Annotated in this window: 16 protein-coding genes and 1 pseudogene; 8 read left to right on the top strand and 9 right to left on the bottom strand. The window is 33.3% G+C overall.

The genetic code is table 11. The features are described from left to right. Positions 1-17: 17 nt before the first annotated feature. From ABW636_RS04315 to ABW636_RS04305, 3 genes are read left to right on the top strand one after another with little or no spacing between them, the layout of a single operon-like run. Entirely contained in the window at positions 18-2087 is a 2070-nt protein-coding gene (locus ABW636_RS04315; RefSeq protein ID WP_367588717.1) for a M56 family metallopeptidase, read from the top strand. A gap of 10 nt (positions 2088-2097) precedes the next feature. Continuing rightward, complete coding sequence (locus ABW636_RS04310; RefSeq protein WP_367588716.1) at positions 2098-3264, top strand: tetratricopeptide repeat protein; 1167 nt, start codon at positions 2098-2100, stop codon at positions 3262-3264. Positions 3265-3321: 57 nt separating this feature from the next. Next, entirely contained in the window at positions 3322-3801 is a 480-nt protein-coding gene (locus ABW636_RS04305) for a hypothetical protein (protein ID WP_367588715.1), read from the top strand. A gap of 1 nt (position 3802) precedes the next feature. Here ABW636_RS04305 and ABW636_RS04300 read toward each other — a convergent pair whose 3' ends face one another. After that, complete coding sequence (locus ABW636_RS04300; RefSeq protein ID WP_367588714.1) at positions 3803-4615, bottom strand: hypothetical protein; 813 nt, start codon at positions 4613-4615, stop codon at positions 3803-3805. Between the two features lie 105 nt (positions 4616-4720). On the opposite strand from ABW636_RS04300, the pseudogene ABW636_RS04295 reads away from it, so the two are divergent. From ABW636_RS04295 to ABW636_RS04275, 5 genes and pseudogenes are all read left to right on the top strand, one after another. Then, positions 4721-5599, top strand: a pseudogene (locus tag ABW636_RS04295) (IS982 family transposase). Between the two features lie 1163 nt (positions 5600-6762). Continuing rightward, a complete protein-coding gene (locus ABW636_RS04290) occupies positions 6763-10116 on the top strand; it encodes a M43 family zinc metalloprotease (RefSeq protein WP_367588713.1) in 3354 nt (1117 codons plus the stop codon). A 144-nt stretch (positions 10117-10260) separates the two neighbouring features. Beyond that, positions 10261-10632, top strand: a complete 372-nt coding sequence (locus tag ABW636_RS04285) for a BlaI/MecI/CopY family transcriptional regulator (protein WP_367588712.1) — start codon at positions 10261-10263, stop codon at positions 10630-10632. Beyond that, positions 10629-12596 (top strand): M56 family metallopeptidase, encoded by a 1968-nt coding sequence (locus tag ABW636_RS04280; protein WP_367588711.1) that lies wholly within the window; start codon positions 10629-10631, stop codon positions 12594-12596. The genes ABW636_RS04285 and ABW636_RS04280 overlap by 4 nt, the downstream gene beginning before the upstream one ends. A 111-nt stretch (positions 12597-12707) precedes the next feature. Next, a complete protein-coding gene (locus ABW636_RS04275) occupies positions 12708-13811 on the top strand; it encodes a DUF4407 domain-containing protein (protein ID WP_367588710.1) in 1104 nt (367 codons plus the stop codon). 18 nt (positions 13812-13829) lie between these two features. Here ABW636_RS04275 and ABW636_RS04270 read toward each other — a convergent pair whose 3' ends face one another. The 8 genes from ABW636_RS04270 to hemW form a co-directional block, all read right to left on the bottom strand. Continuing rightward, positions 13830-17003: an HYR domain-containing protein gene (locus ABW636_RS04270; protein WP_367588709.1), complete on the bottom strand. Its 3174-nt coding sequence runs from the start codon at positions 17001-17003 to the stop codon at positions 13830-13832. A gap of 141 nt (positions 17004-17144) precedes the next feature. After that, positions 17145-18914: a MutS-related protein gene (locus tag ABW636_RS04265; protein WP_367588708.1), complete on the bottom strand. Its 1770-nt coding sequence runs from the start codon at positions 18912-18914 to the stop codon at positions 17145-17147. A 169-nt stretch (positions 18915-19083) separates the two neighbouring features. Continuing rightward, positions 19084-19440 (bottom strand): MmcQ/YjbR family DNA-binding protein, encoded by a 357-nt coding sequence (locus tag ABW636_RS04260; protein ID WP_367588707.1) that lies wholly within the window; start codon positions 19438-19440, stop codon positions 19084-19086. Between the two features lie 3 nt (positions 19441-19443). Then, positions 19444-19851, bottom strand: coding sequence for a GNAT family N-acetyltransferase (locus tag ABW636_RS04255; RefSeq protein ID WP_367588706.1), 408 nt, complete (start codon positions 19849-19851; stop codon positions 19444-19446). Beyond that, positions 19848-20468, bottom strand: a complete 621-nt coding sequence (locus tag ABW636_RS04250; protein ID WP_367588705.1) for a DUF4230 domain-containing protein — start codon at positions 20466-20468, stop codon at positions 19848-19850. Before ABW636_RS04250 ends, ABW636_RS04255 begins: the two co-directional genes overlap by 4 nt. 161 nt (positions 20469-20629) lie before the next feature. Next, a complete protein-coding gene (locus ABW636_RS04245) occupies positions 20630-21448 on the bottom strand; it encodes a hypothetical protein (RefSeq protein ID WP_367588704.1) in 819 nt (272 codons plus the stop codon). Positions 21449-21581: 133 nt separating this feature from the next. Continuing rightward, positions 21582-22334, bottom strand: coding sequence for a cyclase family protein (locus ABW636_RS04240; RefSeq protein WP_367588703.1), 753 nt, complete (start codon positions 22332-22334; stop codon positions 21582-21584). A gap of 146 nt (positions 22335-22480) precedes the next feature. Then, positions 22481-23614 (bottom strand): radical SAM family heme chaperone HemW, encoded by a 1134-nt coding sequence (gene hemW / locus ABW636_RS04235; protein ID WP_367588839.1) that lies wholly within the window; start codon positions 23612-23614, stop codon positions 22481-22483. Between the last annotated feature and the right edge of the window lie 28 nt (positions 23615-23642).

Here is a 23642-nt window from a genome sequence, read left to right as displayed (position 1 = left end):
GAGAAAAGTTTTTAGTCATGATAAACTACATCTTATATATAATAATCTTTCAATTACTGTTTTTGATCTCTTATGATCTATTTCATAAAAAAGACACTTTTTTCTCTTTAAATAGGTTGTATTTATTAGCCACATCGGCACTATCTTTTGTTTTACCCTTTATTAGAGTTAAAAGTATACAAGAAACCATTCCAGAAGAGTACGTAATTAAGTTACCCGTTATTGTTATTGGGCAACCTCCTATGCAAGAAACTGCACTTATTAGTGACACAACAACTGCGGTCACCCAGGTCATTAATCACTCTTTTAACTACTTTTCTTTAGGTACCATAAACTGGTGGTTACTAATCTATGGCATTGTTGTGGCATTTATGCTCTTTAGATTTATACAAAGAGTTTTTAAACTTAGAGCAATACGTAAAAAAGCTTCTTATCATAAAGTCTATTATAAAACCACTGGTTATAATGTTTATACCATTCATAATAACAAAGACGCATTTTCCTTTTTTAATGCCATGTATCTGGGAGATCAATTAACCCCTAAAGAAAAAGAACAAATCATTATCCATGAGATTGTTCATTTACGCCAAAAGCACACCTTGGATTTATTGTGGTTCGAATTCTTAAAAATCATTTTTTGGTTTAATCCATTAATCTATGTCTACCGGTCGAGAATAGACACGCTGCACGAATATATTGCAGACACAAAAAGTGTAGCTATTTTGGGAAAAAGAAAGTACTATGAGCAACTATTACATACCACTTTTGAAACCGAAGACATCGATTTTATCAATCAATTTTTTAATCAATCCTTACTTAAAAAAAGAATAACTATGTTACAAAAACCTAAATCTAAAACTGTTGCAAAATTTAAATACCTGCTCATCATTCCTGTTTTAGGAACTATGTTAGTTGCTTCTTCTTTTTCAAAAAACACACCAATCGATAAGAACCAGTCAAATACATTCTCTACTAGCATCAACACTATTAATGCGAATAATATGATCAAAGAGAAAGAGAAAAAAGTAAGGGAACAAAAAAGTGTTTACTCTATTTCTTCTATTGATAGTATCAAAACTGAAATTCCTTTTAGAGAAATAGAACAATCGCCAACAACTAAAGCTTGTCAACATATTAAGGATCAGAAAAAACAAAAAGAATGTTTTTCTAAAGAAATCGAGCGTTTTATTTATAAAAACTTTGATATAAAAGCTATTACTCCTGTTGCAAAAGTAGGTACAAATCGTATTTATGCCCGCTTTAAAATAGATAAAAAAGGAAATACAACCGATATCCAAGTTCGTGCATCTGATCCAGAATTAGAAAAAGAAACAAAAAGGGTAATCGAGTTACTACCACAAATGATCCCAGGAGAACACAAAGGAGAAAAAGTAAATGTTATATACACACTTCCTCTTTTTTTAAATATTGATAAAAACAAACAAAACCAAACTAATTTCAAATCAAAAGAAGCTTCAAACGATAAAAAAGAACGTGTAGCTAACAGAATGATTTCTCAAAATCAAAATCTAAAAGCAGGATATTATATAGAAACAGGGGGGTTCTCTTCTCAAAAGGATCTTGACAATGAAATGGAGAGATTAAAAAAACTGGGGTTACAACCCAATTTTTATGAAACGCTATTTGGCTATTTTATTACATATCTTGCAAGTTATCCAACTTTAGAAGAGGCAAAACGAATGAAAGCATCGGGTATGAATGGTATGTATGATGGAGATTTAAGTATTACAAAAGTAACTATAGAAGTGAAAAAGAAAATCAAGTCCAGTAGTAGTATTCAAGATGAAGATTTGTTAAGTGATCAGTTATCAAACTTTAAAGAAAACAATGTTCAACTCGGATATTATTTAATTACACATGTTTTTAAGCATAAAAATTATTTAGAGAAAGGTATGGAGAACCTAGAAAAAACGGGGTTAAATGCTAAGTATTTTAAAAGTCCAAAGGACGGTTATTATTATGTGTATCTAGAACGATACGATCAAATAGAAGATGCTAAAAAGATGCTTTTGTCGAATGTAAATGGTACTTATTATGGAGACTTGTATATTTTAAAAGTAAATTAAACAAATGGTCATGAGTTGTATACAATTCTTATTATATATCGTATTATTTTTTTCTTATCATGTTCAAATCAAAGCTCAAAATACTGCAGTAACCAAAGCAGATAGTCTATATCACACAGGAGATTATGCCAGTGCAATAAGTGCTTATGAAAAAATAGCTTCAAAAACCAAACATATCAGGCTTCAAATAGCACGTGCTCATAAAGCGAAAGGTACTTATACAGACGCTTTAAAATATTATAAGCAAGTACTCACATTAGGTGATGTAGAGCTATCAACAAAAATAGCCTATGCAAAATTACTAACGAATACCGGAAAGTATGAAACCGCAGATAGTCTTTATACCGCTCTTGCTACCAAATATCCTGACAACCCTGATTTTCAATATCGATTGGGTATTGTGAAGAAAAAAAAGAGAGATACTCTTGCTATTTCCTTTTTTAAAGAAGCATTTCGATTAGATAATACACATCAAAAAAGTTGTTTTGAGGTTGCTAAATATCACCTAAAAAAACGAGATTATGATATCGTATGGAATACTGCAAATCTTGGTTTGCATTCGTATCCAGAAAATGTAGAACTGCTTAGCGTTTTGGGCCAAAGTTTTCTGTTGCAAGAAAATTATTATGCTGCACTCCCCTATTTTGAAAAGTTATTGGATCTCAATCAAAAAAATGAATTTGTACATACAAAACTAGCGCTGTGTTATAGTAAAACTCATGCACATAAAAAAGCAATCCTTCACTTTCATGAGGTGTTGAAACACTATAACAAATCTCATAGTTTATATTCTTCATTAGCACATCAATATCAATGGTTAAAAAAATATGATGAAGCGCTCAAATATTATCATATGGCACTCAAATTAAAGGATCTCCCTATAGAAGAAGATTTATATTCGATAGCTATGGTATATCGGTTTCAAGAAAATTGGGAACAAGCCATAAAATATATCAAACGCGCGCTAAAAGAAAACCCTAATTTTTCTAGAGGGCAGTATCAATTAGCCATGTTAGCAGATTCTTATTACAAAGACCCTAACATCAAACTAAAGTATTACAACACTTATCTAAAAAAATTTGAATCCGACCAAGAGTTAGCTTTTTTCACATCTAGAATAAAGAAAAGAGTACTTCAATTAGAAAAAGAAATTAGCTTAAACACCAAAAACAACTAACTTTTCTTACTCTAGAAAAAATTATGTAGCTTGGCAATCCGAAATAGTTTGCGGATAATGAGTATAAGAAATTGGTATATAGGTGTATTACTTTTTACGTTAGTATCTTGTGATCATTTTGTGCTTAAAAAAGAACACAAAAACGAGATTGTAAACGAAACTCTAAAAAAACTCAATAAAACTGTAGTAGAACAACCACCATTGTTCGAAGTTTGTAAAGCAAAATCGGAAGAAGTACTAGAACAATGTTTTCAAAATACAATCACCACACATATTTATGATCATCTTATAACTCATACTATTGTTGTTAAAGAAGCTATTGATGATACGATATGGGTTCCTCTACGTATTACACATAAAGGAGAAATCATATTAGAGAATTTTATACTTCCTACCAAGGTAGAAAAACAAATTCCTGATCTAAAAAAATGGTTAGAAAATAGTATTCACTCTTTACCAAAGGTAAAACCAGCACATACCAGAGGAACGCCTGTGACTAGCGTTTATAAGCTTCCTATAGTACTGCATATTGATTGATTTAACTTCTTCTAAAGTTACTACTGATCTCTTCTAAATCAGATACAATTCTTTCTATTCTATGTACATCTTCTAAATTTGGATATTTAAAATTTTTTATAAAAATATTGTTGTTCATAAATTCTATTTCAAAACCTTTTTCTTCTTCAAAAAGCTTTATAATTCGTTCTACATACTCAACATTTTCTGTTCTTCTAAAGCAAACTGTTTCATGTCTTTTTAGATTGAAATCATTACTCCTTTTTATCTTATCTATAATTTTTCCAGCAACTGTTTTATCACCAAAATAATAATGACCAAGATCTACATCGACCAGTAACCAAAACATTAATTGTTGCCCAGAGGCATAAAAGCTCACCCTGTGCGGTGCTCCTTCATCTGATCCAATTTCAATGTCTGTAAAAAAGAATATCCCATTACTATTTTTTATTTTAAAAGGCTTATAAATCCTAAAATCATTATATCGATTAAAAATATTGGTTTGTGTAAGTATAGCCCATTGCTGACTATCCAGTTCTAATTTCAAACCTTTTTTTTTCAAATAGTTAGCAGTTCTTGCCGTTTCCTTTTCTTCCTCTGTATACAGTGTATCAATATCTGCCTCGGACATGATTCCTAATTCATTTTCTTGTTCACCCCAATGTCCATTTTCGGCTTGCTCCAAAGTAAGTTTTGCATTTGTTTCTGGATCAAGAACATATTCATCATCTAAGCTCTCTTTCAATTTTCTGTTATATTCTTTATGTTTTTTATAGTTATGGTATCCAAGCCAAAGTAAATAGCAACATATAACAAATCCTATAATATAATTCATGAAATATTTTTTAACCTTTTAATAAGTAATACCCGTAGTGCATTTATAAAAATTTGTGCAAACTAATAAAAGTCAGCAAGTTGTAATCACCACAAAACAATTCCAATGCACAACTTTCTAGCAAATTACGAGAAAATTCTAGAAGTATTAAATCGAATAGAGCCTACATCCAATTTTTTGTTTCAAATACGGACTCCTAAATTATCATGTAAACAATTGATAAGAAACAACATAGCATCATAATATATGAGTATCGATAGTGTATATCAATTGTTCAGGATTTCACCTGCATTTTTATCTTCGCTCATAGAACCGAGCTTCTATAATCGGAGAAAGCGTAGATTATTCCTATATATAGAGCAAATACGGTTAAAATCATCAGATGCTTTTAATGAGTTTGAAGAATATTTTATAGTGGATAGTATGCCCTTGGAAGTTTGCAAATTATCAAGAGGCATGCGTTCGGTAATCTGTAAAAAAACAGAGGGCTGTGGTCCTGACAAAGGCTACGGTGCTTCGCAAAAAGTAAACTACTATGGCTACAAACTACACGCAGTATGTTCTGTAAAAAGTGTCTTTAAAAGTTTAGATATCAGCCATGCCTACGTACATGATGTCAACTATTTAAAAGACATACAAAGTCAGCTCAAAGATTGCACCTTAATTGGGAACGCTAGATATTTATCAAGTGAATATCAACTTAACTTATTTGAGAAAAGCAGTATCAAGCTTAATATCCCAATGCGTAAAAACCAATACGGATATGTAAAACAACCCTATATATTTAGAAAATCCAGAAAAAGAATTGAAACCCTTTTTTTACAGCTATGTGATCAATTCGTGATACGAATAAATTATGCCAAATCTTTTGAAGGATTCAAAACAAGGATATTATCAAAAATTACTGCGCTTACAATGATACAGCACCTAAATTATTTCGTCTATAACAGAAACATTAACAGTATTAAAATCAACTTACCCTAAATGCACTAAGGGTTCAAATAATAAAATTACTTTAGTCATAATCATAAAATCGGGAGCAAAAACTCCCGATTTTTTTGTTTTTATTTTAGGAAGGATGAGCTATATATTTTGAAAGAAAACATTACACAGAGAAGAGTAGTTAATTTTTCCTTTGTATAGAACAAACCCTGATAATTTGATAATTTTTTTCTTCTCTTTTCATTATACGTACTCTATTTTATGATCAAACTAATTTATTGGAATCGTAAAGGATAAGTGTAACTATTTCATTTACAGAAGTCCTCAAAGTATATAACAAATGTATTCTTCTTTGGATTAGATTTATCGTCAATTTGATAAAAAAGAAATTAGTGAAATACGGTTTTTAACTTTTTATTATAATGCAGTAGCAATATAGTATGTTGTTTTGGTAGAATAATACCATAAACATCTTTTTTTAAATTATAATTTTATTACAATTTAACACAAAAAACTTAATTATGATATTTACAAACTACTCCCAGTACTTTCCAACACAATAGAAAACATACATTTTTTCTTTGAAAATCTTAAGGTTGTTTTAGAATCTTAAAGAAGGATAACAAGGATTTTTTAGGTGATTTATTCCTTAATCGATTGCATTCGAATTAAGATTGAGTTTTCCACTTTTTAAACCTCTGAATAATATTTTATCTCTTAAAAAAAAATATTTAACACAAACTGCAAAAAAGATTATTCAATCAGATTAACTACCTGATTGTTATATTGAAACATCTGATATGTCGATGTTTGCAGATACATGATCTTTTTTGCCAACTTATTATTTAACACAAAAAAATGAATTATGGTATTTACTAACTACTCTACGAACTTTCCGACACAATAGAGAACATACGTTTTTTTCTTTTAAAATTTTAAGGTTGTAGAACCTTAAAGAAGGATAACCAGGGTTTTATTGGAGAATATTGCTTTAATGATTTTACTTGAATCAAGATTAAGTTTTTCTTCATTTAAGCCTCTGCGTACTACTTTACAACTTAAAAAATTAATATTTAACACAAAAACAAAAAGGTTATTGCACCAAAAAAACTAACTGGTTTTTTAAACAGAGGATTTATTTGCCCTATATGTTTAATGAATAATCTTTTTGTAGACTTATTATTTAACACAAAACAACTCTAGTTATGAAATTAAAAGTTTTTATAATAGGGATTCTGCTATGCGGATATATCCCATTTATTTATAGTCAAGAGCGACCTTCATCGTGTTTTCAACAAAAAACAATGGAAGAATATTATCAAAAAAACCCTCAAGCAAAATTTGAACAGGATGCTTTTAATAAGTATGCCGCGGCCTACGCAAAAAGAGAGGTTGCTAATAAACTTGCGGCAACCACTATTCCTGTAGTAGTTCATGTTTTTGGAAAAGTGCAAAGCGGTAGAACCTTGACATACGAAAAGATTAGAAGAGCGATTGAAGTAGTGAATGAGGATTTTAATGGAAGAAATCCCGATTTTAATACAGTAGATCCGTTTTTTAGAAATCGTAGATCAACATTAGATATTGAATTTAAGTTGGCAAAAATAGATCCTAATGGTGGTGCTACAAGTGGAGTTCAATTTTATGACGATGAGCAATCCGGATTTGGAGAAGGAGGAACTCATGATGGTACCATAGCACATTATGCCTGGGATAACAATAAATATATGAATGTTTATATTTTGGCAATTCTTAAAGATAATGGTGCTACAAATAGTTCTGGAGTGGCATGGCTTCCTAATACGGCAATGAACAATGCTGGTACAGCCAGGGTAGTATATAATGGACAGTATTTGCATGGAAACACAGATAATGAATTTGCTTCTATCTTTACACATGAATTTGGTCACTGGCTAAACTTATATCACACCTTTAATGGAAATGGCTGTAATGACCTTAATGGAGACTTTGTAAATGATACTCCGACAGAAGATACTAGTCCGACAAATCAAGGATGTAGAGTCGGTGCTTCAGAATGTGGTAATTTGATTAACTACGAAAATTATATGGGATATGAATCTTCCCTGGGATGCGCCAAAATGTTTACACGAGGACAGGTAACCAGAATGAGTGCAGCACTTAATCAGCCATCAAGAAGAACAATATGGCAATCAGGAAACTTAACGGCTACGGGAGTCAATCTAAATAGAGCTTCTTTGGTAATTGAAGGTAGAAGGCATGCTAGAGAATCAAATATTAATAATGGAAGTATCAAAGATGCAAATTATATAGTTAATATTATTGATGGTACTTTTGCGTTAAGTAACGGAAAAATGAATCAAGGGACGCACTTTAACGCCAGCTTACCTCAAGGAATTACTGCCGATATTACAGTAGAAAATAATAGAAGACTTAGGGTAAGATTTAACGGTAGAGCTGTCAATCATAGCTCTGCTAATAATAGATCTGGATCCATTACGTTTACAAATGCTGCAATCTCGGGGGGTAGCTCTAGGTTAAATGTGAATAAAATAGCTTTCGATTTCTTGTTTTACGATTCATTTACTGTAGTTTATGAAAATATTACAGATTTAACAGCCACTACTGGTGATGTGTTTAAGTTTTTCAGGGTAAGGGATAACAAAGAAAGTGAGTTTGGGTTATTCTACAATGCAAGTAATGCTCAGTATCAACTTGAAACTTATCGAAAGAGTTTAGTATGTCAGTCGGGAACAAGAAATATCGTTCCTATACAAGCTAATCAATTAATATCAGATAACAGTAACTGGGTAAAAGGATTAGTTTATCCCAATGCTCATGCATTCAGTTCTTCTAATTATACCGCATGGAATGGTAGAACGGCTTATGTTGGTTTTCAGTTCGAGTTACATCCAGGAGAGGTAAATTATGGATGGTTTAGAGTTCGTTTTACAGGTTCTGCATTGACGATATTGGATTATGCTTATTCTACAAGACCAAATGGACCAATAAGAGCAGGAAGCAGAACTTTGGATCCAGTAGATCCAACCTGTAATGATGGTATCCAAAATGGAAATGAAACCGGTATAGATTGTGGCGGTGATTGTCCACCATGCGAGGTAGATCCAACCTGTAATGATGGTATCCAGAACGGAAATGAAACTGGTATAGATTGTGGTGGTGATTGCCCACCATGCGAGGTAGATCCAACCTGTAATGATGGGATCCAGAATGGAGACGAAACCGGTATAGATTGTGGAGGTTCTTCATGCCCACCATGTACTAATATAACTTATTGTACGGCTGGAAACCAAGGGGTGAATTATATAGCATCAGTTACCTTTGGTTCAATATCCAATACTAGTCAAAATAGCTCTTATTCAGATTTTACTTCTCAAAGTACGACCGTAGAGAAAGGTGCTTCGATAACCTTGACCGTAACTCCCGGAATAGCCACTTCTAATTGGAGCTCTAATGTAGTTGGAGGATGGATAGACTGGAATCAGGATGGTAATTTTGATGGGGTAAACGAACAAGTCCTTATGAAACCAAGAGGTGTAGGAGGAGGAATAGCAACAGTTGTAGTTCCTAATACGGCAAGAGATGGTAGAACCAGATTGAGGGTTCGTTATAGATGGTTTAGTAATCCTGCTCCTTGTGGTGCTACAGAAGGAGATGAGGTAGAAGACTATACGGTTGTTGTTGGTGGAGGAACTACCCCAACCTGTAATGATGGTATCCAGAACGGAAATGAAACTGGTATAGATTGTGGTGGTGATTGTCCACCATGCGAGGTAGATCCAACTTGTAATGATGGGATCCAAAATGGAGACGAAACCGGTATAGATTGTGGAGGTTCTTCATGTCCTCCATGTGATATTGATGTAACATATTGTACAGCGGGAATTAGAGGGGTGAATTATATAGCTTCAGTCAATTTTGGTTCGATATCCAATACTAGTCAAAATAGCTCGTATACCGATTATACATCATTAAGTACGAATGTGACAAGAGGAGAAGCTATTGCGTTAACAGTAACTCCAGGGATTGTGAGTTCTAATTGGAACGGAAATGCGATTGGTAGTTGGATTGACTGGAATCGTAATGGAAGTTTTGATGATGCCGGAGAACAAGTCTTATTGAAACCAAGAGGAACCGGAGGCGGGTCGGCAACGGTTGTCGTGCCTAGTAATGCACAATTTGGAGCAACTAGATTGCGTGTACGTTATGATTGGTGGACCAATCCTGATCCCTGTGGAAATCAAGGTGATGAAGTAGAGGATTATACAGTAAACGTAGTTGCCAATAAATCGGGTAATATAGACAGAAATAATTTCGTTTCTGTAGCCAATAACCCATTAATAGAGAATGTACTTAACTTAAATTTTAATAACGCAAATTCTGGGAAAGTGGTTATTACAGTTTACAGTATAAATGGAACAAGAATAGCTAACTTTACTAAAGAAATGAATGCCGCATATACATTGTCTCTGCAACTTAACAATAATAGGACAGGACTATATTTTGCAAGAATAACAACACAAGATAGAAGTAATACAGTGAGGTTTATGATAAAATAACAAGATTTCTTTAGTCATCATTATAAAAATCGGGAGCAAAAACTCCCGGTTTTTTGTTAATATTATTTAAAACTTAAGTACATTCTTTGGTGAAAAAGAAAAAATACTCTACATTTGTAGAACAAACTCTAATAATGTAGAACAATGCAGTTGTCAAAAACCGAAGAACAAGTAATGCAATATCTCTGGAAACTAGAGAAAGCATTTATGAAAGATATACTGGATGCTTATCCAGAACCAAAACCTGCAACAACAACAATAGCTACATTATTAAAAAGAATGACGGACAAGGGTTTTGTGGATTATAAGATTTATGGTAAATCAAGAGAGTATTATCCATTAGTAAAAAAGACAGATTATTTTTCTAAACATGTAAATGGATTGATCAAGAATTTTTTTAATAACTCAGCATCGCAATTTGCTTCATTTTTTACTTCAGAAACCAATTTGTCTACCGTAGAATTAGAAGAACTAAAAAAAATAGTTGACCAACAAATTAAAAAACAAAAGCAATGATACTATATCTAACAAAGTCAACGCTCTGTTTGGTGTTGTTATGGGCTTTTTACAAGCTTTTTTTAGAAAAAGAGAAAATACATCATCTTAAAAGGTTCTATTTGCTTTTTAGTTTGATTTTTGCGTACACCATTCCTCTGGTTAGTGTTACTTATGAACCAGATGTGCTTATTGCTGCTGAAGAATTGCAACAACCAGTCACTTATGTTTTAGATGCTGATAGCTCCATAGTACCTATAACCGAGCCGGAAAATGAAATACACTTTTTATGGTATCTGTATGCAGTTGGTGTTTTAATATTCACCATTAGGTTTATAAAAAATATATACAATTTACTTAAACGTGTAAAAACCAATCAAAATGTTAAGGAAGAATCACATGTAAATGTTCTTTTAGGTAATTCGATTGTTCCTCATACGTTTTTAAAGTACATTTTTGTTCCAAAAAAAGAATTTCAGAAAAGTGCTATTCCACAAGAAATATGGTTACATGAAAAGACACATGTAAAACAAAAACATACACTGGATATTCTGTTAGTAGAGATTTTTCAAGTTATCTTTTGGTTTAATCCAATATGGCATTGGATTAAGAAATCTATACGATTAAACCATGAATTTCTAGCAGATCAAACCGTATTGAAACAGGAATGTTCAATACATAACTATATGGATTTACTTGTTACGTATCCTAGTGGCCCTAATCAAGCCTGCCTGGCAAGTCCCATTAATTATTCATTAACCAAAAAACGAATCGTTATGATGTCACAACAATTTTCTAAAACAAGAGCAGCAGCAAGACTTCTGCTGCTCTTACCTATCCTAGTAGGATGTATATTATTATTTACCAATAAAGTAGCTGCACAAGAGAGTGTGCAGGATAATTACGACAGTGAAGCTCCTGTATACTCTGACAAAAAAATAAAAATTGAAGTGGTAGGAGAGCAAATAACTGTGAATGGTAAATCTACAGATTTGTCAAATTTTGTAAATACGATGGATCAAGTTACTAAGGAGTTTAATGAAGAAGATTTGACATCCCTTAATTTTAATGTTAGTTTGCAAAATGCAGATGATAAGTTTTTAGAAAAACTTAATGCAGAATATAAAAAAACAAGGCTGTATGCAATTAATCCTGATAAACAGAATCTTCTTGTACCGCCACCACCACCAAAATTACCATCATTTCCAAAGGTAGAAAAGGAAGAAAAAGTTGAAAAAGAAGAAGAGGTAGAGTTGTTTTCTTCATCGGTTGCTCCTGTAAAAGAAGCAAAAGCAGTAAAAGCTGCCAAGAAAGCTAAGAAATCAAAAAAATGTAAAAAAACCTGTAAGAAGTCTGCAAAAACAGCACATTCTTCACAGACAAGAATGGAAGCTCACGAAGCCGAAATAGAACATATGGTTGCAGAAGCAATACATGAAGCAGAAAAGGTAAAGCACGAGGTATTATCTGAAACTGTAAAGGAAGAAATAGAAAAAGCGATGCAGTTGGCAGAAGAAGCTCGAGAAAATTCAGAACATATTAGAGCTGTTGCTATGGTAGAAGCAGAAAAGGCACGTGCTATTGCGATGAAAGAATCCTATAGAGCTCGAGAAAAATCCATGATACAACGTGAAGAAGTTATGAAACTGGCAGAGCAATCAAGACGTGAGGCAGAAAGGCAAATGGAGAAACATTCTAAAGAAGTTCGAAAAGCCATGAAAAAAGCTGAGAAGCATAGGGATAAAGCAAGAGAAGAAGTTAGAAAAATGCAAAGAGAAGTAATTCTTCAAGCTAGAAAATCTCGTCAAGAAGCAATGAAGGAAGCTCATAAAGCCAGAGAAGAGGCTAGAAAATCAAAACTAGAAGCTATGATTGAAGCCCGGAAAGCAAGAGAAGAAGCTATGGAAGCCCGGGAAGAGTCATTAAAAGCTGCACAAGAAGCACAAAGAAAAGCATTAGAAGAAGCCAGGAAAGAGAAAAATTAATTGCCTAAAATATACTATTTTAACTAAAAACTTCCCTTCGGAAGTTTTTTTATGCAACAATAAGTTGTGAGTCAGCGTTCTATAAGTATTCAATCAAAAAACCCTTAGATAATGTTAAAACGTTTTTTTATCCTGTGTTCGGGAGCAGATACAGCTATTCTGGCTGATTGTTCTGCTGGTGAACAAAATAAATATGCGGGCATTGGTGCTACCGTATTTTTTACTGCTGTAATGGCTGTCATAGCTGCTAGTTATGCATTGTATACCGTCTTTGATAATTATATCATAGCCGCTTTTTTTGGATGCATATGGGGATTACTTATTTTTAATCTTGATAGATTTATTGTTTCTACCATAAAGAAGAAAAATAGTTTTATGGATGAGCTTTTACAGGCTTCTCCCAGAATAGTTTTGGCAATAATTATTGCTATTGTTATCTCTAAACCCCTCGAATTAAAGATTTTTGAGAAAGAAATCGATAGAGTGTTATTAGAACAAAAAAATGATTTTACACTTGCTAACAAAGAACAAATAGCAACTCAATATACTCCGACATTAACAGCTATCGATACAGAAATAGCCGACTTAAAGAATGAAATTGAAGCCAAGGAAGTTGAAGTAAATACGCTTTATGAAACCTATATAGCAGAGGCAGAAGGTAGAAAAGGAACAGAAATTGTCGGGAAAGGACCTGTTTATAAAGAGAAGAGAGAAAAACATGATACTGCATTGGCAGTTTTGGTAGCGTTAAAGCAAAAAAACGTAGAAAAAATAACAAACCTAGAGGCAAAAAAGAGTGCGTTGGCTGCTCAATATGATAATCAGGTCGAAACGTCCCAACCCATAATTGATAATTTTGATGGATTAATGGCGCGTATAAATGCATTAGGAGCATTACCTTGGCTGCCTTCTTTTTTTATTTTTTTATTGTTTTTGGCAATAGAAACCTCTCCTATTTTTGCAAAACTATTTTCGCCAAAAGGAGAATATGATTATAAGTTAGACGATTTGGAAAGTGAAGTGAAAACGTGGAGTATGCAAAAACAAAACCAGCGTAATGTACTTTTACAAACAGATCATGCCATAAATGATAAGGTATACAATGACCTTACCGAGGAGGAAGAGTTATATGCTTATAAGAAAAAAATTGCCAGAGAAATGATGAAAAAACAACAGGATGCTTTTTATAAAAGACAGACGGGTATTCTGAAATAAGTCGGCTAAGTAGTTATATTATTTTTTAATTAATTGCATAAGGATATCATTCTTTTCGGGTTCTATACGCACAAAATAAATTCCGGATTGTAAAGTGGCAATATTAAAACTAGCAGTTGATGATTCAAAAACCATTCTACCTTTCATATTAAATAATTGTACCTTGTTTACAAAGGCTTCGACGGTGACTGTTTCAGAAGCTGGATTGGGATAAATTATAAAGCGCTCTGGTGTTTGATTAATGGTTATCGTAAGTGTTTTTGTAGCAGTATTTCCGCTAGCGTCTATTGCAGTAAATACAATTTGCTGATGCCCCTTATTCAAACTACTCCCTGCATGAGGACTTTGTGTTATTGTAATATCGGTACTACAATTATCTTTTGTTATTAGATGTGATGTAAAGTCTTCTAATATATAATTGTTAGAAAGGTTTATAGTAACTTCTTTATCGGTTGGAAAAGTGGAAGCATCGAATGTTGGTGAAATTTTATCTTCTACAAAAACATTGACAATGCAATTAGAAGATTTTCCATCACCATCTGTCATTGTCATTGTAACTTTATTGTTACCTATATGGGTGCAATCAAATTCGGTAATATCTAGTGAAAATGAAGCAGCGGTATTGTTTTCTGAGCTTATGTCTTGAGCAGTTATTACTGCCAAACCAGTTTCATCCAGTTGTACTATGATATCACGACAAATAGTAGTAGAAGTATTATGGTCCTTGATAGTTACCACAGCAGCGCAGGTAGATTGATTTCCACTGGTATCTGTAACGAGAAGTGTCACATTATTTGGCCCAATATGGGCACTGGTAAAACTATTTGGAGTAACCTCGAGTATTTGTAAGCCACATAGATCTTCACTGTTATTATTGATCTCATCGGGTGTTATTGTAGCCGTCCCAGCTTCATCTAATTGTAATGTAATATTATGACATCGGGCAATTGGGAGTTCTGTATCTTCTATAATTACAGTCGCAAGACAAGTAGACTTATTATTATTGCTGTCTGTTATGGTTAGCGTTACGGTATTGTTACCTATGTTGGCACAAGAAAAACTATCGGGAGATGCGGTTATTGAAACTATTTCGCAAGCATCTTCACTACCATAATCTATTTCTTCTGGATAAAGAAAAGCATACCCTGTATCGTCTAGTTGCAAGGTGATGTCCTGGCATAAGGCGTTGGGAACGGTAATGTCTTCTACAGTCACAATAGCATTGCAGTAAGATGGGTTTCCGTTACTATCATATACGGTTAATTCAACTGTATTTTCACCTATATTATTACAGTCAAAATCATAGATATCTAACTCCAAATTTTCGATGCCACTACAATCATCACTACTACCATTATCTATATGATGACTAGCGATCGAAGCATATCCCATTTCGTCTAATTGTATGGTGATATTTTGACAAATTGCGATAGGTGCTGTTGCATCCTCTATGGTTACGCTGGCTTCACAAGTAGCAGATTCTCCGTTATAGTTTGTCACAGTTAGTACTACGGTGTTTGTACCTATATCATTACAGGTAAAATCGGTAGGAACAACAGAAACCGATGCAATACCACAAGGATCGGTACTTCCCTGATCAACTTCATTAGCATTAATACTGGCATTACCAGAAGCATCTAATTGAACTGTTATATCTTGACACAATGCCATAGGAACCGAGTTGTTAACTACTAATACATTTGCCGAACAGGAAGCAATATTTCCGTAGGTGTCTTCAGCCATTAGCATAACACTGTTATTACCAATATCTACACAACTAAAACTATCTGGCGATACACTTATAGCGACGATTCCGCAGGTATCATTACTACCATTGTCAATGTCCTCTGCATCGATAGAAACGTTTCCTGTTTCATCCAACTGTACAGTAATATCTCGACATATCATTGAGGGAGCAGTCGTGTCTTCTACGGTAACATTTGCATAGCACGAAGAAGAGCTTCCGTTGGTATAGTTTACAGTAAGTTCGACTAGGTTTGTGCCAATATGACTACAGTCAAACTCTTCTATATTAACTTCTAAAGAATCGACTTCACCACAGCCACCTTCACTTCCTCCATCCAAATCTTCGGGAGTTATAGTAGCCACTCCTGTTTCGTCTAGTTGGATGATAAGATCATTACAGAATACTGTTGAAGAGCTATTATCTTTGATGGTTACATTTGAGGTACAAGTAGAAGAGTTGCCATAAAAATCGGTAACTGTTAGCGTTACCGTATTGTCCCCGATAAAACCGCAGTCAAATTCTGAAGTATCTATTTCATACGAATCGATACCACTACAATCATCACTACTTCCGCCATCAATATCTACTTCAGAAATAGAAACAACTCCAGATTCGTCCAGTGATAATGTAATATCCTGACAAATTGCTATAGGATCTGTACCATCTTCGACGCTTATTATTGCGATACATTCAGATGAATTACCATTAGCATCGGTTACGGTAAGAGTCACTTCATTATCTCCTAGATTAGAGCAATCGAATGAGTTTTTTGTAATACTTACCGAAGAAATTTCGCAAGCATCTGTACTTCCTCCGTCGATATCCATTGCCTCAACTGTTCCGTTACCAGTTTCATCTAATCGCAAATCATAATTTGAACATAAAGGGACAGGAGGGATATTATCTTCGATATTTATGGTTGTTATACAAATGGATTCATTTTCACTAGAGTCGGTTACTGTAAGAGTTACTGTATTGACTCCTACAGATGTACAGTCAAAAGATTCGGAAGATACATGATAAGTATAATCACAATTGTCTGATGAACCCTGCCCCAAGTCTGAAGCATTGACATTTACAAACCCCATATCATCTAATTCTAATGTAAGCATATTGCAAATAGCATTGGGATTTATTGTATCTATCACAGTTACTATAGCTGTGCAAAAGGCAGAGTTTCCGGCAGCATCTGTACCTGTAAGGGTAACAGTGGTATCACCTACATGAATACATTCAAAATCTTGTTGATCAATGATAAGCGAAACGAGGCCTATATTATCGGTAGATCCTCCATCGACCTGATCGGCTGTAATTGATGCATTGCCAGAAGAATCTAAAGCAATAGTAATGTTTTTACATACCATATCGGGAGGAGTAGTATCTTGAGAAAATATAATTCCAGAAACAAATAGGCAGAAGAACACATAGAAAAGTTTTTTTTTCATAATTAGCGAAAATTATGACAATGTGTTCGACAAAAAAGGGGTTTTCTTTGGTATAGAAAAAACTTAATAGCTTGTATTATACCTGTTTGTCTTATTAAAAATAAAAAAAATGAACCGTTTTAAAAAATGATACCATAAAAATCAGACAATCCCCATTTTCTTAAGTAAAAAAGAAGCGTTCATATTTTGACAAATACCTTCTTTAAATTTATAATCAAAATAAAGTTCATTGTTTACAATTTGTGCATCAAAGAAACGATTTTTTACTTGAGGAAGTACCGCTGTAATTTCGCATAAACTAAGATCGTGAGTAGCAATAATTCCGGTAGCTTTGGCTGCTACCAATTTTTCTACAAACTTACGGGATCCTGTAGCTTTATCTTTACTATTGGTCCCTTTTAGAATTTCATCAAGGATGATAAAGTATTCATCTTTTTCTAGAGCAGTTACTATTTTTTTAAGTTGGGTGAGCTCAGAAAAGAAATAAGAAGCATCGTCGCTTAACGAGTCTGATGTTCTCATGCTACTAATTAATTTTATAGGTCGATATTCGCATGATTGAGCACAAATTGGCAATCCGATATTAGACATTACAATTTGCAGGGCTACTGTACGTAAAAAAGTACTTTTTCCTGCCATATTAGCCCCTGTTATGATAAAGAATTGATCTTTGTTAATAGTAATGTCATTATCAACTCTTTTGCTAGCATCGAGCATAGGATGACCTAGACCTGTTGCTTTTAATGTATGACCGTTTGATACAATCTTGGGGTATATGTATTGTGAATGATTAAATGCAAAATTACCGAGAGAATTATAGGAGTCAAAAAATGCAATGACTTCAAACCATTGTTCTACCTTGGTATTATTTTTAAGAATCCACTGCTCGATACGGTAACATTGTTTGATATCCCATAACAGTAATCCATTCGCCAAAACACCAAACATCATATTGTTGCGCTGGTCAAAAGCATTAAGTATCCCTGCAAATTGTTTTAATATTTGGGATGCTTTTTCTTTTTCACTAATTACAAGTTGTTGTTTTTCTTTCAGCATTGTAGAGGTAAAGTCAGTATTTTCGATTTTTTCTATAAGCTGATAGTACTGCTCAAATGTATCTTTTATGCGGTTAGAATCGTTGTACAGTTTATTTATTTTTTTTAGTTGCGTTCCTGTAATACCAAGCCCAATAAAAAACCAAATCAAAAAAAGATTAAAGGTGATTACTTCTGTAAATAATAGTACAAGCATTACCAGAGAAATCCCAGAGATAATACTGGGTAAAATTTTCATGATTTTTGGAACAAAAAAGGTATAATTTGATAACCATTTTTGAATTACAGAAATAGAAATGGTTACATCTGCCAAAGAAGCAATAGCACTAAACTCTTGTCTCCACTCTGGCAGTTTGGCAATATTTTTTATTGCTTTTTGTTTTTGTTCTATAGAATCGATGGTGTTGGCATTTAGAATTTTTGCCAATTTATTTTTACCTGCCAAAGTAGTCGTTCGATTGATATATTGAAAAAAAGATTGTTTGCCAAAAAGATCAATATCGTGACTATATGAGTGTGACGAATCTATATATTCTTTTCCAGGGTCTAATGCATTTATGTTACCGTCGAGAACATCTAGTTCTAATCGATTAATTTGTAATAGTTTTTCGAACTTTTTTTTGATGTAAGTAAGGCTACTATGACGATTAACCAGATATATAAAAGAAATCGCACCAATAATCAAGCTACCAAAAATTATCTGGGTATTAGGGTAACCAAAGTATATTGTCAAAACAACGGCGATAAAGATCAGTACACGTATACTGCTAGACACGACCAAACGTTTTTTTGTTTCATTTAATGCTGCAGTATGTATGTCAATTTGGCTATGGTAAAATTCGTGTGGTTTTTTCATTTTATTATTGGTGGGGGAAAATAAGCATAAAAGTAGTTTACTTGTGGCGTGCCTCTATGGTCGAGCTATTTGTTTCAATTCCTCATATCTCCTTTGTCGAGCTGTGGTATTTTTACTACTATCTCTCACGCAATTTTTTAAATACTTCTATTCATCAAGTTTTATACGATTAAAGACTTTCTAATTCTTGTTTCAATTTTTTGGTAAGACCTTTTACAACCAGGTCATACGAATGATCTATTAGTTCTAATAATATACTAGTCGACAAACTTTCAGAAAAGTTAACAGTATTCCAATGTTTTTTACTCATATGATAACCCGGTGTGATTTCTGGATGGTATTCTCTTAGTTCGATAGATCGATCTGGGTCACATTTTAAATTAACGCTAAAAGGTATTCTTTCTAATCCCGTTAATGCAAACATTTTTCCCATTACCTTAAAAACCAAGGTGTTTTCGTCAAAAGGAAATTCTTCGGCAACTCCTTTTTTAGATAAACAGTAGGTTCTAAATGTTTCAATATCCATGATTTATTTAATTACAGATTTTTGCATAAAAATAGAAGAGTTCTCTAAAGGTTCAAAGTCAAATTGTTGATACAATCTATGAGCATCACTGGTTGCCAACATCCATTTTTTTACAGGCTTTAGTTTTTTATGTTCAAAAATTGTTTTCATCAATTGTTTAGAGTATCCTTTACCACGATATTCTTTAGAAATAAATACATCCATCAGATAAGCAAAAATTACATAGTCGGTAACCACTCTGGCAAATCCTATTTGTTGATCGCCTATATAAATCCCAAAACACATAGAGTTTTCAATACTTATACGAACTGCTTCTTTAGTTCTGTCTTTTGCCCAATAAGAATTCGTCAAAAATTGATAAACAAAATCAATATCTAACTTATCTTTTTGGCTAGAAACAATTATGCTCATTTCTCTAACTTTTTTCTTTCGGTATTATTGTGGTCTAGTTGCAAAGCAGAATAATCTAATGACCAACCAATAGCACCAGCCAGAGACTCCATTAACGATATAGCATTAAGCGCTTCTTTGTGTGCAGATTCTATAAGACCACTTTGCGGAATTTTATCTTTGATAAACTGTTTTGCTTCTTTATTAATTTCTGTAAGATCAGCAGAGGTAAAAGGATTTAACCAACCTTCTTTTTTGTCATAATATTTATAATCGGTCTCTATGGTCAATAATTTTGGGGTAGGAAAATGAGTAAGAATAATTCGTTTGTTTTTAGTATCACTCTCTAATTTTACTTGAGATAGATCAAAGCCTACATATGCCTTGGCTTCGATAACAACCAATGCTTTTTTGGTACCGGTTAATAAGTTAAAAAACTTGTCTTTAACACTTTCATAATGATATATCTCTGCAAAATCACCTTCTACCGTAACCAGTTTACATACACTTTTAATTTTTTCCATCAAAACGACTGACTGGGTGTGTATAGATGCCTTTTTTTTGGCAGCACTAAATTTTGAAAAGATAAAATAGGCAAGAATAGCACCTCCTAAAAGTCCGATAAACAATAACTCCATGGCGTAAAGATAGGAAGAATATTGATTAAGAAAAATGTGACCTTAGGACTAATTAGCGAGCAATAAACTCTTTTTCTTTTCTTAAACGATTGATATAAATTTTATACGCCTGTATATTAATTTGAAAACTTGCACATACCTCACCAGTTACACAAACTGAACTATTTTTGGTAAAACTCTTTTAAAACTATGTTTTTTCCTTCTATCAATCTTTTTAATTCTTTTCGAATGTAATAACGGTGCATAAATCCTGTTAATACCACCAATCTTTTACCTTGATTTTGCTCTGCAGTTTTTAGAATATTTTTTGCCATGGTTTGATTTCTTAAATCCCAAAAATCTGCCCAAAGCTGGTATCCGTCTCGATAACTTATCTTTTCTCCATTTGGTTTGGTATGAAAATGATTGGCAAATTCTTCTCGCGTGTTGGTAATCTTAGGAATCATTTTGTACTGATAAAACTGTCTTATTTCACAAAGACTGTCTGCCTTTTCGTTATTAAAATATTCTGCAGATTTGGATGCAATTTCTATCAAAGGATTTAAGTGATTTCTGTAGGTGTTTAGGATTTCTGATTCTGTTTTGGTCAGTAAATCAGCTTTATTTAGGCTATCTAGTAATCGAAATGTTAACTTATCTGTAGGACGCATTCCTTTATTTATTCTATGTTGATTTCTACCTTCAAATTCATGCGGTCTAAACGCCACCTCAGGGTATTTTTTTTGATATTTAAGAGAGGCAATTCCTTCATTTTCTTTGGGTTCCTTTTTGAACTTAAAATCTGCTGTATAATGAGAAGAATCTGATTCGTGTAAAATAAAATCGGGTTGTACGTCTTCTAATATATCAAATAGGATATCTGCATTAAAATTGGGTACAGGTTTATGCTGAGTACCGATAACGATTATTTCTGTTGGTTTTTCTTTTTTACACGAAAGAATGACTACAGACAGTAGTGCAATTAGAATTCTCTTTTTCATAGTTTTTGATGTGATGAATTGATGTTTATTCTATAAGTAGAATCAGATAAAAAAAGTTACAGGAAAAAGCATTAAAAATAGGAGAGATGATCAAAGATTTTTTACACTAGATACTTGATTTGTTAATGAATTTCTATTGTTTTAAGATGCTATAAAGAACAGGTTTACTAGGAGAAGCATCATTTTCAAAAGGCGCAATTTGTAAATTAAGAAGGTAAATACCATCGTGGATACGATCATTTACATAGATCATTTCGGTAATCGTAGCGTGATGTCTTGTGGCATTGGGGTAGTTCCAAAATGCTTTATGAGCAACCAATTTACCTTCATCTTTTTCTTTGTCTACAGAAGGTAAATCAATGAGCAAGTGATCAATATTCAGATTTCTGATATACATGGCAGCTTCTTCGGTAAGATAAGGCCAATTAGTGTGAGAATATTGTTGATTCTCTTTGTTTTTTGAGTTCGGTAGTGTTCTTATGATCAAAGCTTCGATAGGAGTATCCGAAATAGAATTTTTGAGCATATTTTTTGTGATGACCAGATCATCTCCTTGTTTTTCTGGAGTTACCGTAATCACCTCTGCTATAAAATAGTATTGCTGTAATGCTTTGTTAATACTATGAAACTCGGATGTAATATGGCCTACACATTCGGTATGGGTACCATGTGCATGTGGATTAAATAAGATAGTATTAAAATTAACAGCAGCCCCTTTAGATACCTTGCCAACCCAATCTCCCATGGTAACCGGTGTTATTTGGGGTTCATCAATATACCATGCATTTACGTTTTCTTTAGAAGCTCTTAACGGAATAGAGATGTCCAAAGGTTTTGATAAATCAATTGTATAGGTTTGATGATTATAGGATATGGTAGCTAGCATATGTACTTGATTGCATAATATTACTCTATGTTAAATTATTTTATAATGTCATCCCAAACTAGATTTGGGATCTCATCGTTCTAGGCTGTACACCTGTTAACTAAGATGCTGAATCAAGTTCAGCATGACAAATAACATAGATTTAGTTATAAATGTAACAAGAAAAGATCACTTGCAATGCCATCACATAAGAACTTTCCTTTTTGAGTCACCGATAATGTATCATTATCCAGAAAAACTAAGGAAGCGTCGATATGTTTTTGAGCTTGTTTAAGAAGATACTCTTTATTGGTTGTGCCAAATTCGATTTCTATTTTTTGCAAAGATATTCCCCATATCGTACGCAGTCCCGTCATAACATACTCATTATACTTATCGGTAAGAGATAGGTTTTCTACTTCTTTAGGAAGCGCGTCTTGCTGTAAGGCCTGTATATATTTTGTGTTGTTATTGATATTCCAGCTACGTTGTTTGCCATTATAAGAATGTGCAGAAGGACCAATGCCTAAATAATGTTTTCCTTGCCAATAGGCAGTATTGTTTTTACTAAAAAAACCAGGTTTTCCGAAGTTTGATAACTCATAATGTACAAAACCTTCTTTGTTAAGAGTCTCGGTAAGAATTTTAAAATGCTGCTGAGCCAGTGAATCGTCTACTTCAGGAATTAGTCCTTTGTCGATAAGTTTAGGTAAGGGTGTATTGGGCTCTACCGTTAATGCATAACAAGAGATATGAGGGATATTAAAATCCAATGCCATTTGGATGTTTTGTTTCCATCGTTTTATAGACATACCTGGGATACCATAGATGAGGTCTATGGTGATATTTTCAAAATGCTGTGAGGCAAAAGATAGACAATCTATAGCTTCTTTGGCATTATGGGCACGATTCATCATCGTTAAATCCTCTTCAAAAAAAGATTGGATTCCTATACTTAATCGATTGACCTTACTTTTTGATAATGCTATTATCTTTTCTTTATCAAGATCATCGGGATTGGCTTCTACAGTAATTTCTGCATCTTTTGCTATTTGATAGTGATGATCTATCGTTGTTATGATACCAGATAACTCTTCTACAGATAATACTGTGGGAGTACCGCCACCAAAATAGATGGTCTGGATAACTTCATCACCACATACTTCAGATTTTCGTAGTTTGATTTCATGACAGAGTGCAGCGATCATGTCTTCTTTTTTCTTCATCGAAGTAGAAAAGTGAAAATCGCAATAATGACAAGCTTGTTTGCAAAAGGGAATATGTATATAGATACCGTTAATAGGATTGGATTTTAGAGTTAATATGGGT

Origin of the sequence: Aquimarina discodermiae (assembly GCF_040786235.1) — a bacterium.
Taxonomy (GTDB): Bacteria; Bacteroidota; Bacteroidia; order Flavobacteriales; family Flavobacteriaceae; genus Aquimarina.
The sequence above is the reverse complement of the archived record's forward strand: the minus strand, read 5'-3'. Positions and strand labels throughout refer to the sequence as shown.

Excerpts from the sequence above, each read along its gene's own strand:
- ABW636_RS04315 (WP_367588717.1), top strand. The coding sequence starts at position 18 with ATGATAAACTACATCTTATATATAATAATCTTTCAATTACTGTTTTTG.
- ABW636_RS04310 (WP_367588716.1), top strand. The coding sequence starts at position 2,098 with ATGAGTTGTATACAATTCTTATTATATATCGTATTATTTTTTTCTTAT.
- ABW636_RS04305 (WP_367588715.1), top strand. The coding sequence starts at position 3,322 with ATGAGTATAAGAAATTGGTATATAGGTGTATTACTTTTTACGTTAGTA.
- ABW636_RS04300 (WP_367588714.1), bottom strand. The coding sequence starts at position 4,615 with ATGAATTATATTATAGGATTTGTTATATGTTGCTATTTACTTTGGCTT.
- ABW636_RS04290 (WP_367588713.1), top strand. The coding sequence starts at position 6,763 with ATGAAATTAAAAGTTTTTATAATAGGGATTCTGCTATGCGGATATATC.
- ABW636_RS04285 (WP_367588712.1), top strand. The coding sequence starts at position 10,261 with ATGCAGTTGTCAAAAACCGAAGAACAAGTAATGCAATATCTCTGGAAA.
- ABW636_RS04280 (WP_367588711.1), top strand. The coding sequence starts at position 10,629 with ATGATACTATATCTAACAAAGTCAACGCTCTGTTTGGTGTTGTTATGG.
- ABW636_RS04275 (WP_367588710.1), top strand. The coding sequence starts at position 12,708 with ATGTTAAAACGTTTTTTTATCCTGTGTTCGGGAGCAGATACAGCTATT.
- ABW636_RS04270 (WP_367588709.1), bottom strand. The coding sequence starts at position 17,003 with ATGAAAAAAAAACTTTTCTATGTGTTCTTCTGCCTATTTGTTTCTGGA.
- ABW636_RS04265 (WP_367588708.1), bottom strand. The coding sequence starts at position 18,914 with ATGAAAAAACCACACGAATTTTACCATAGCCAAATTGACATACATACT.
- ABW636_RS04260 (WP_367588707.1), bottom strand. The coding sequence starts at position 19,440 with ATGGATATTGAAACATTTAGAACCTACTGTTTATCTAAAAAAGGAGTT.
- ABW636_RS04255 (WP_367588706.1), bottom strand. The coding sequence starts at position 19,851 with ATGAGCATAATTGTTTCTAGCCAAAAAGATAAGTTAGATATTGATTTT.
- ABW636_RS04250 (WP_367588705.1), bottom strand. The coding sequence starts at position 20,468 with ATGGAGTTATTGTTTATCGGACTTTTAGGAGGTGCTATTCTTGCCTAT.
- ABW636_RS04245 (WP_367588704.1), bottom strand. The coding sequence starts at position 21,448 with ATGAAAAAGAGAATTCTAATTGCACTACTGTCTGTAGTCATTCTTTCG.
- ABW636_RS04240 (WP_367588703.1), bottom strand. The coding sequence starts at position 22,334 with ATGCTAGCTACCATATCCTATAATCATCAAACCTATACAATTGATTTA.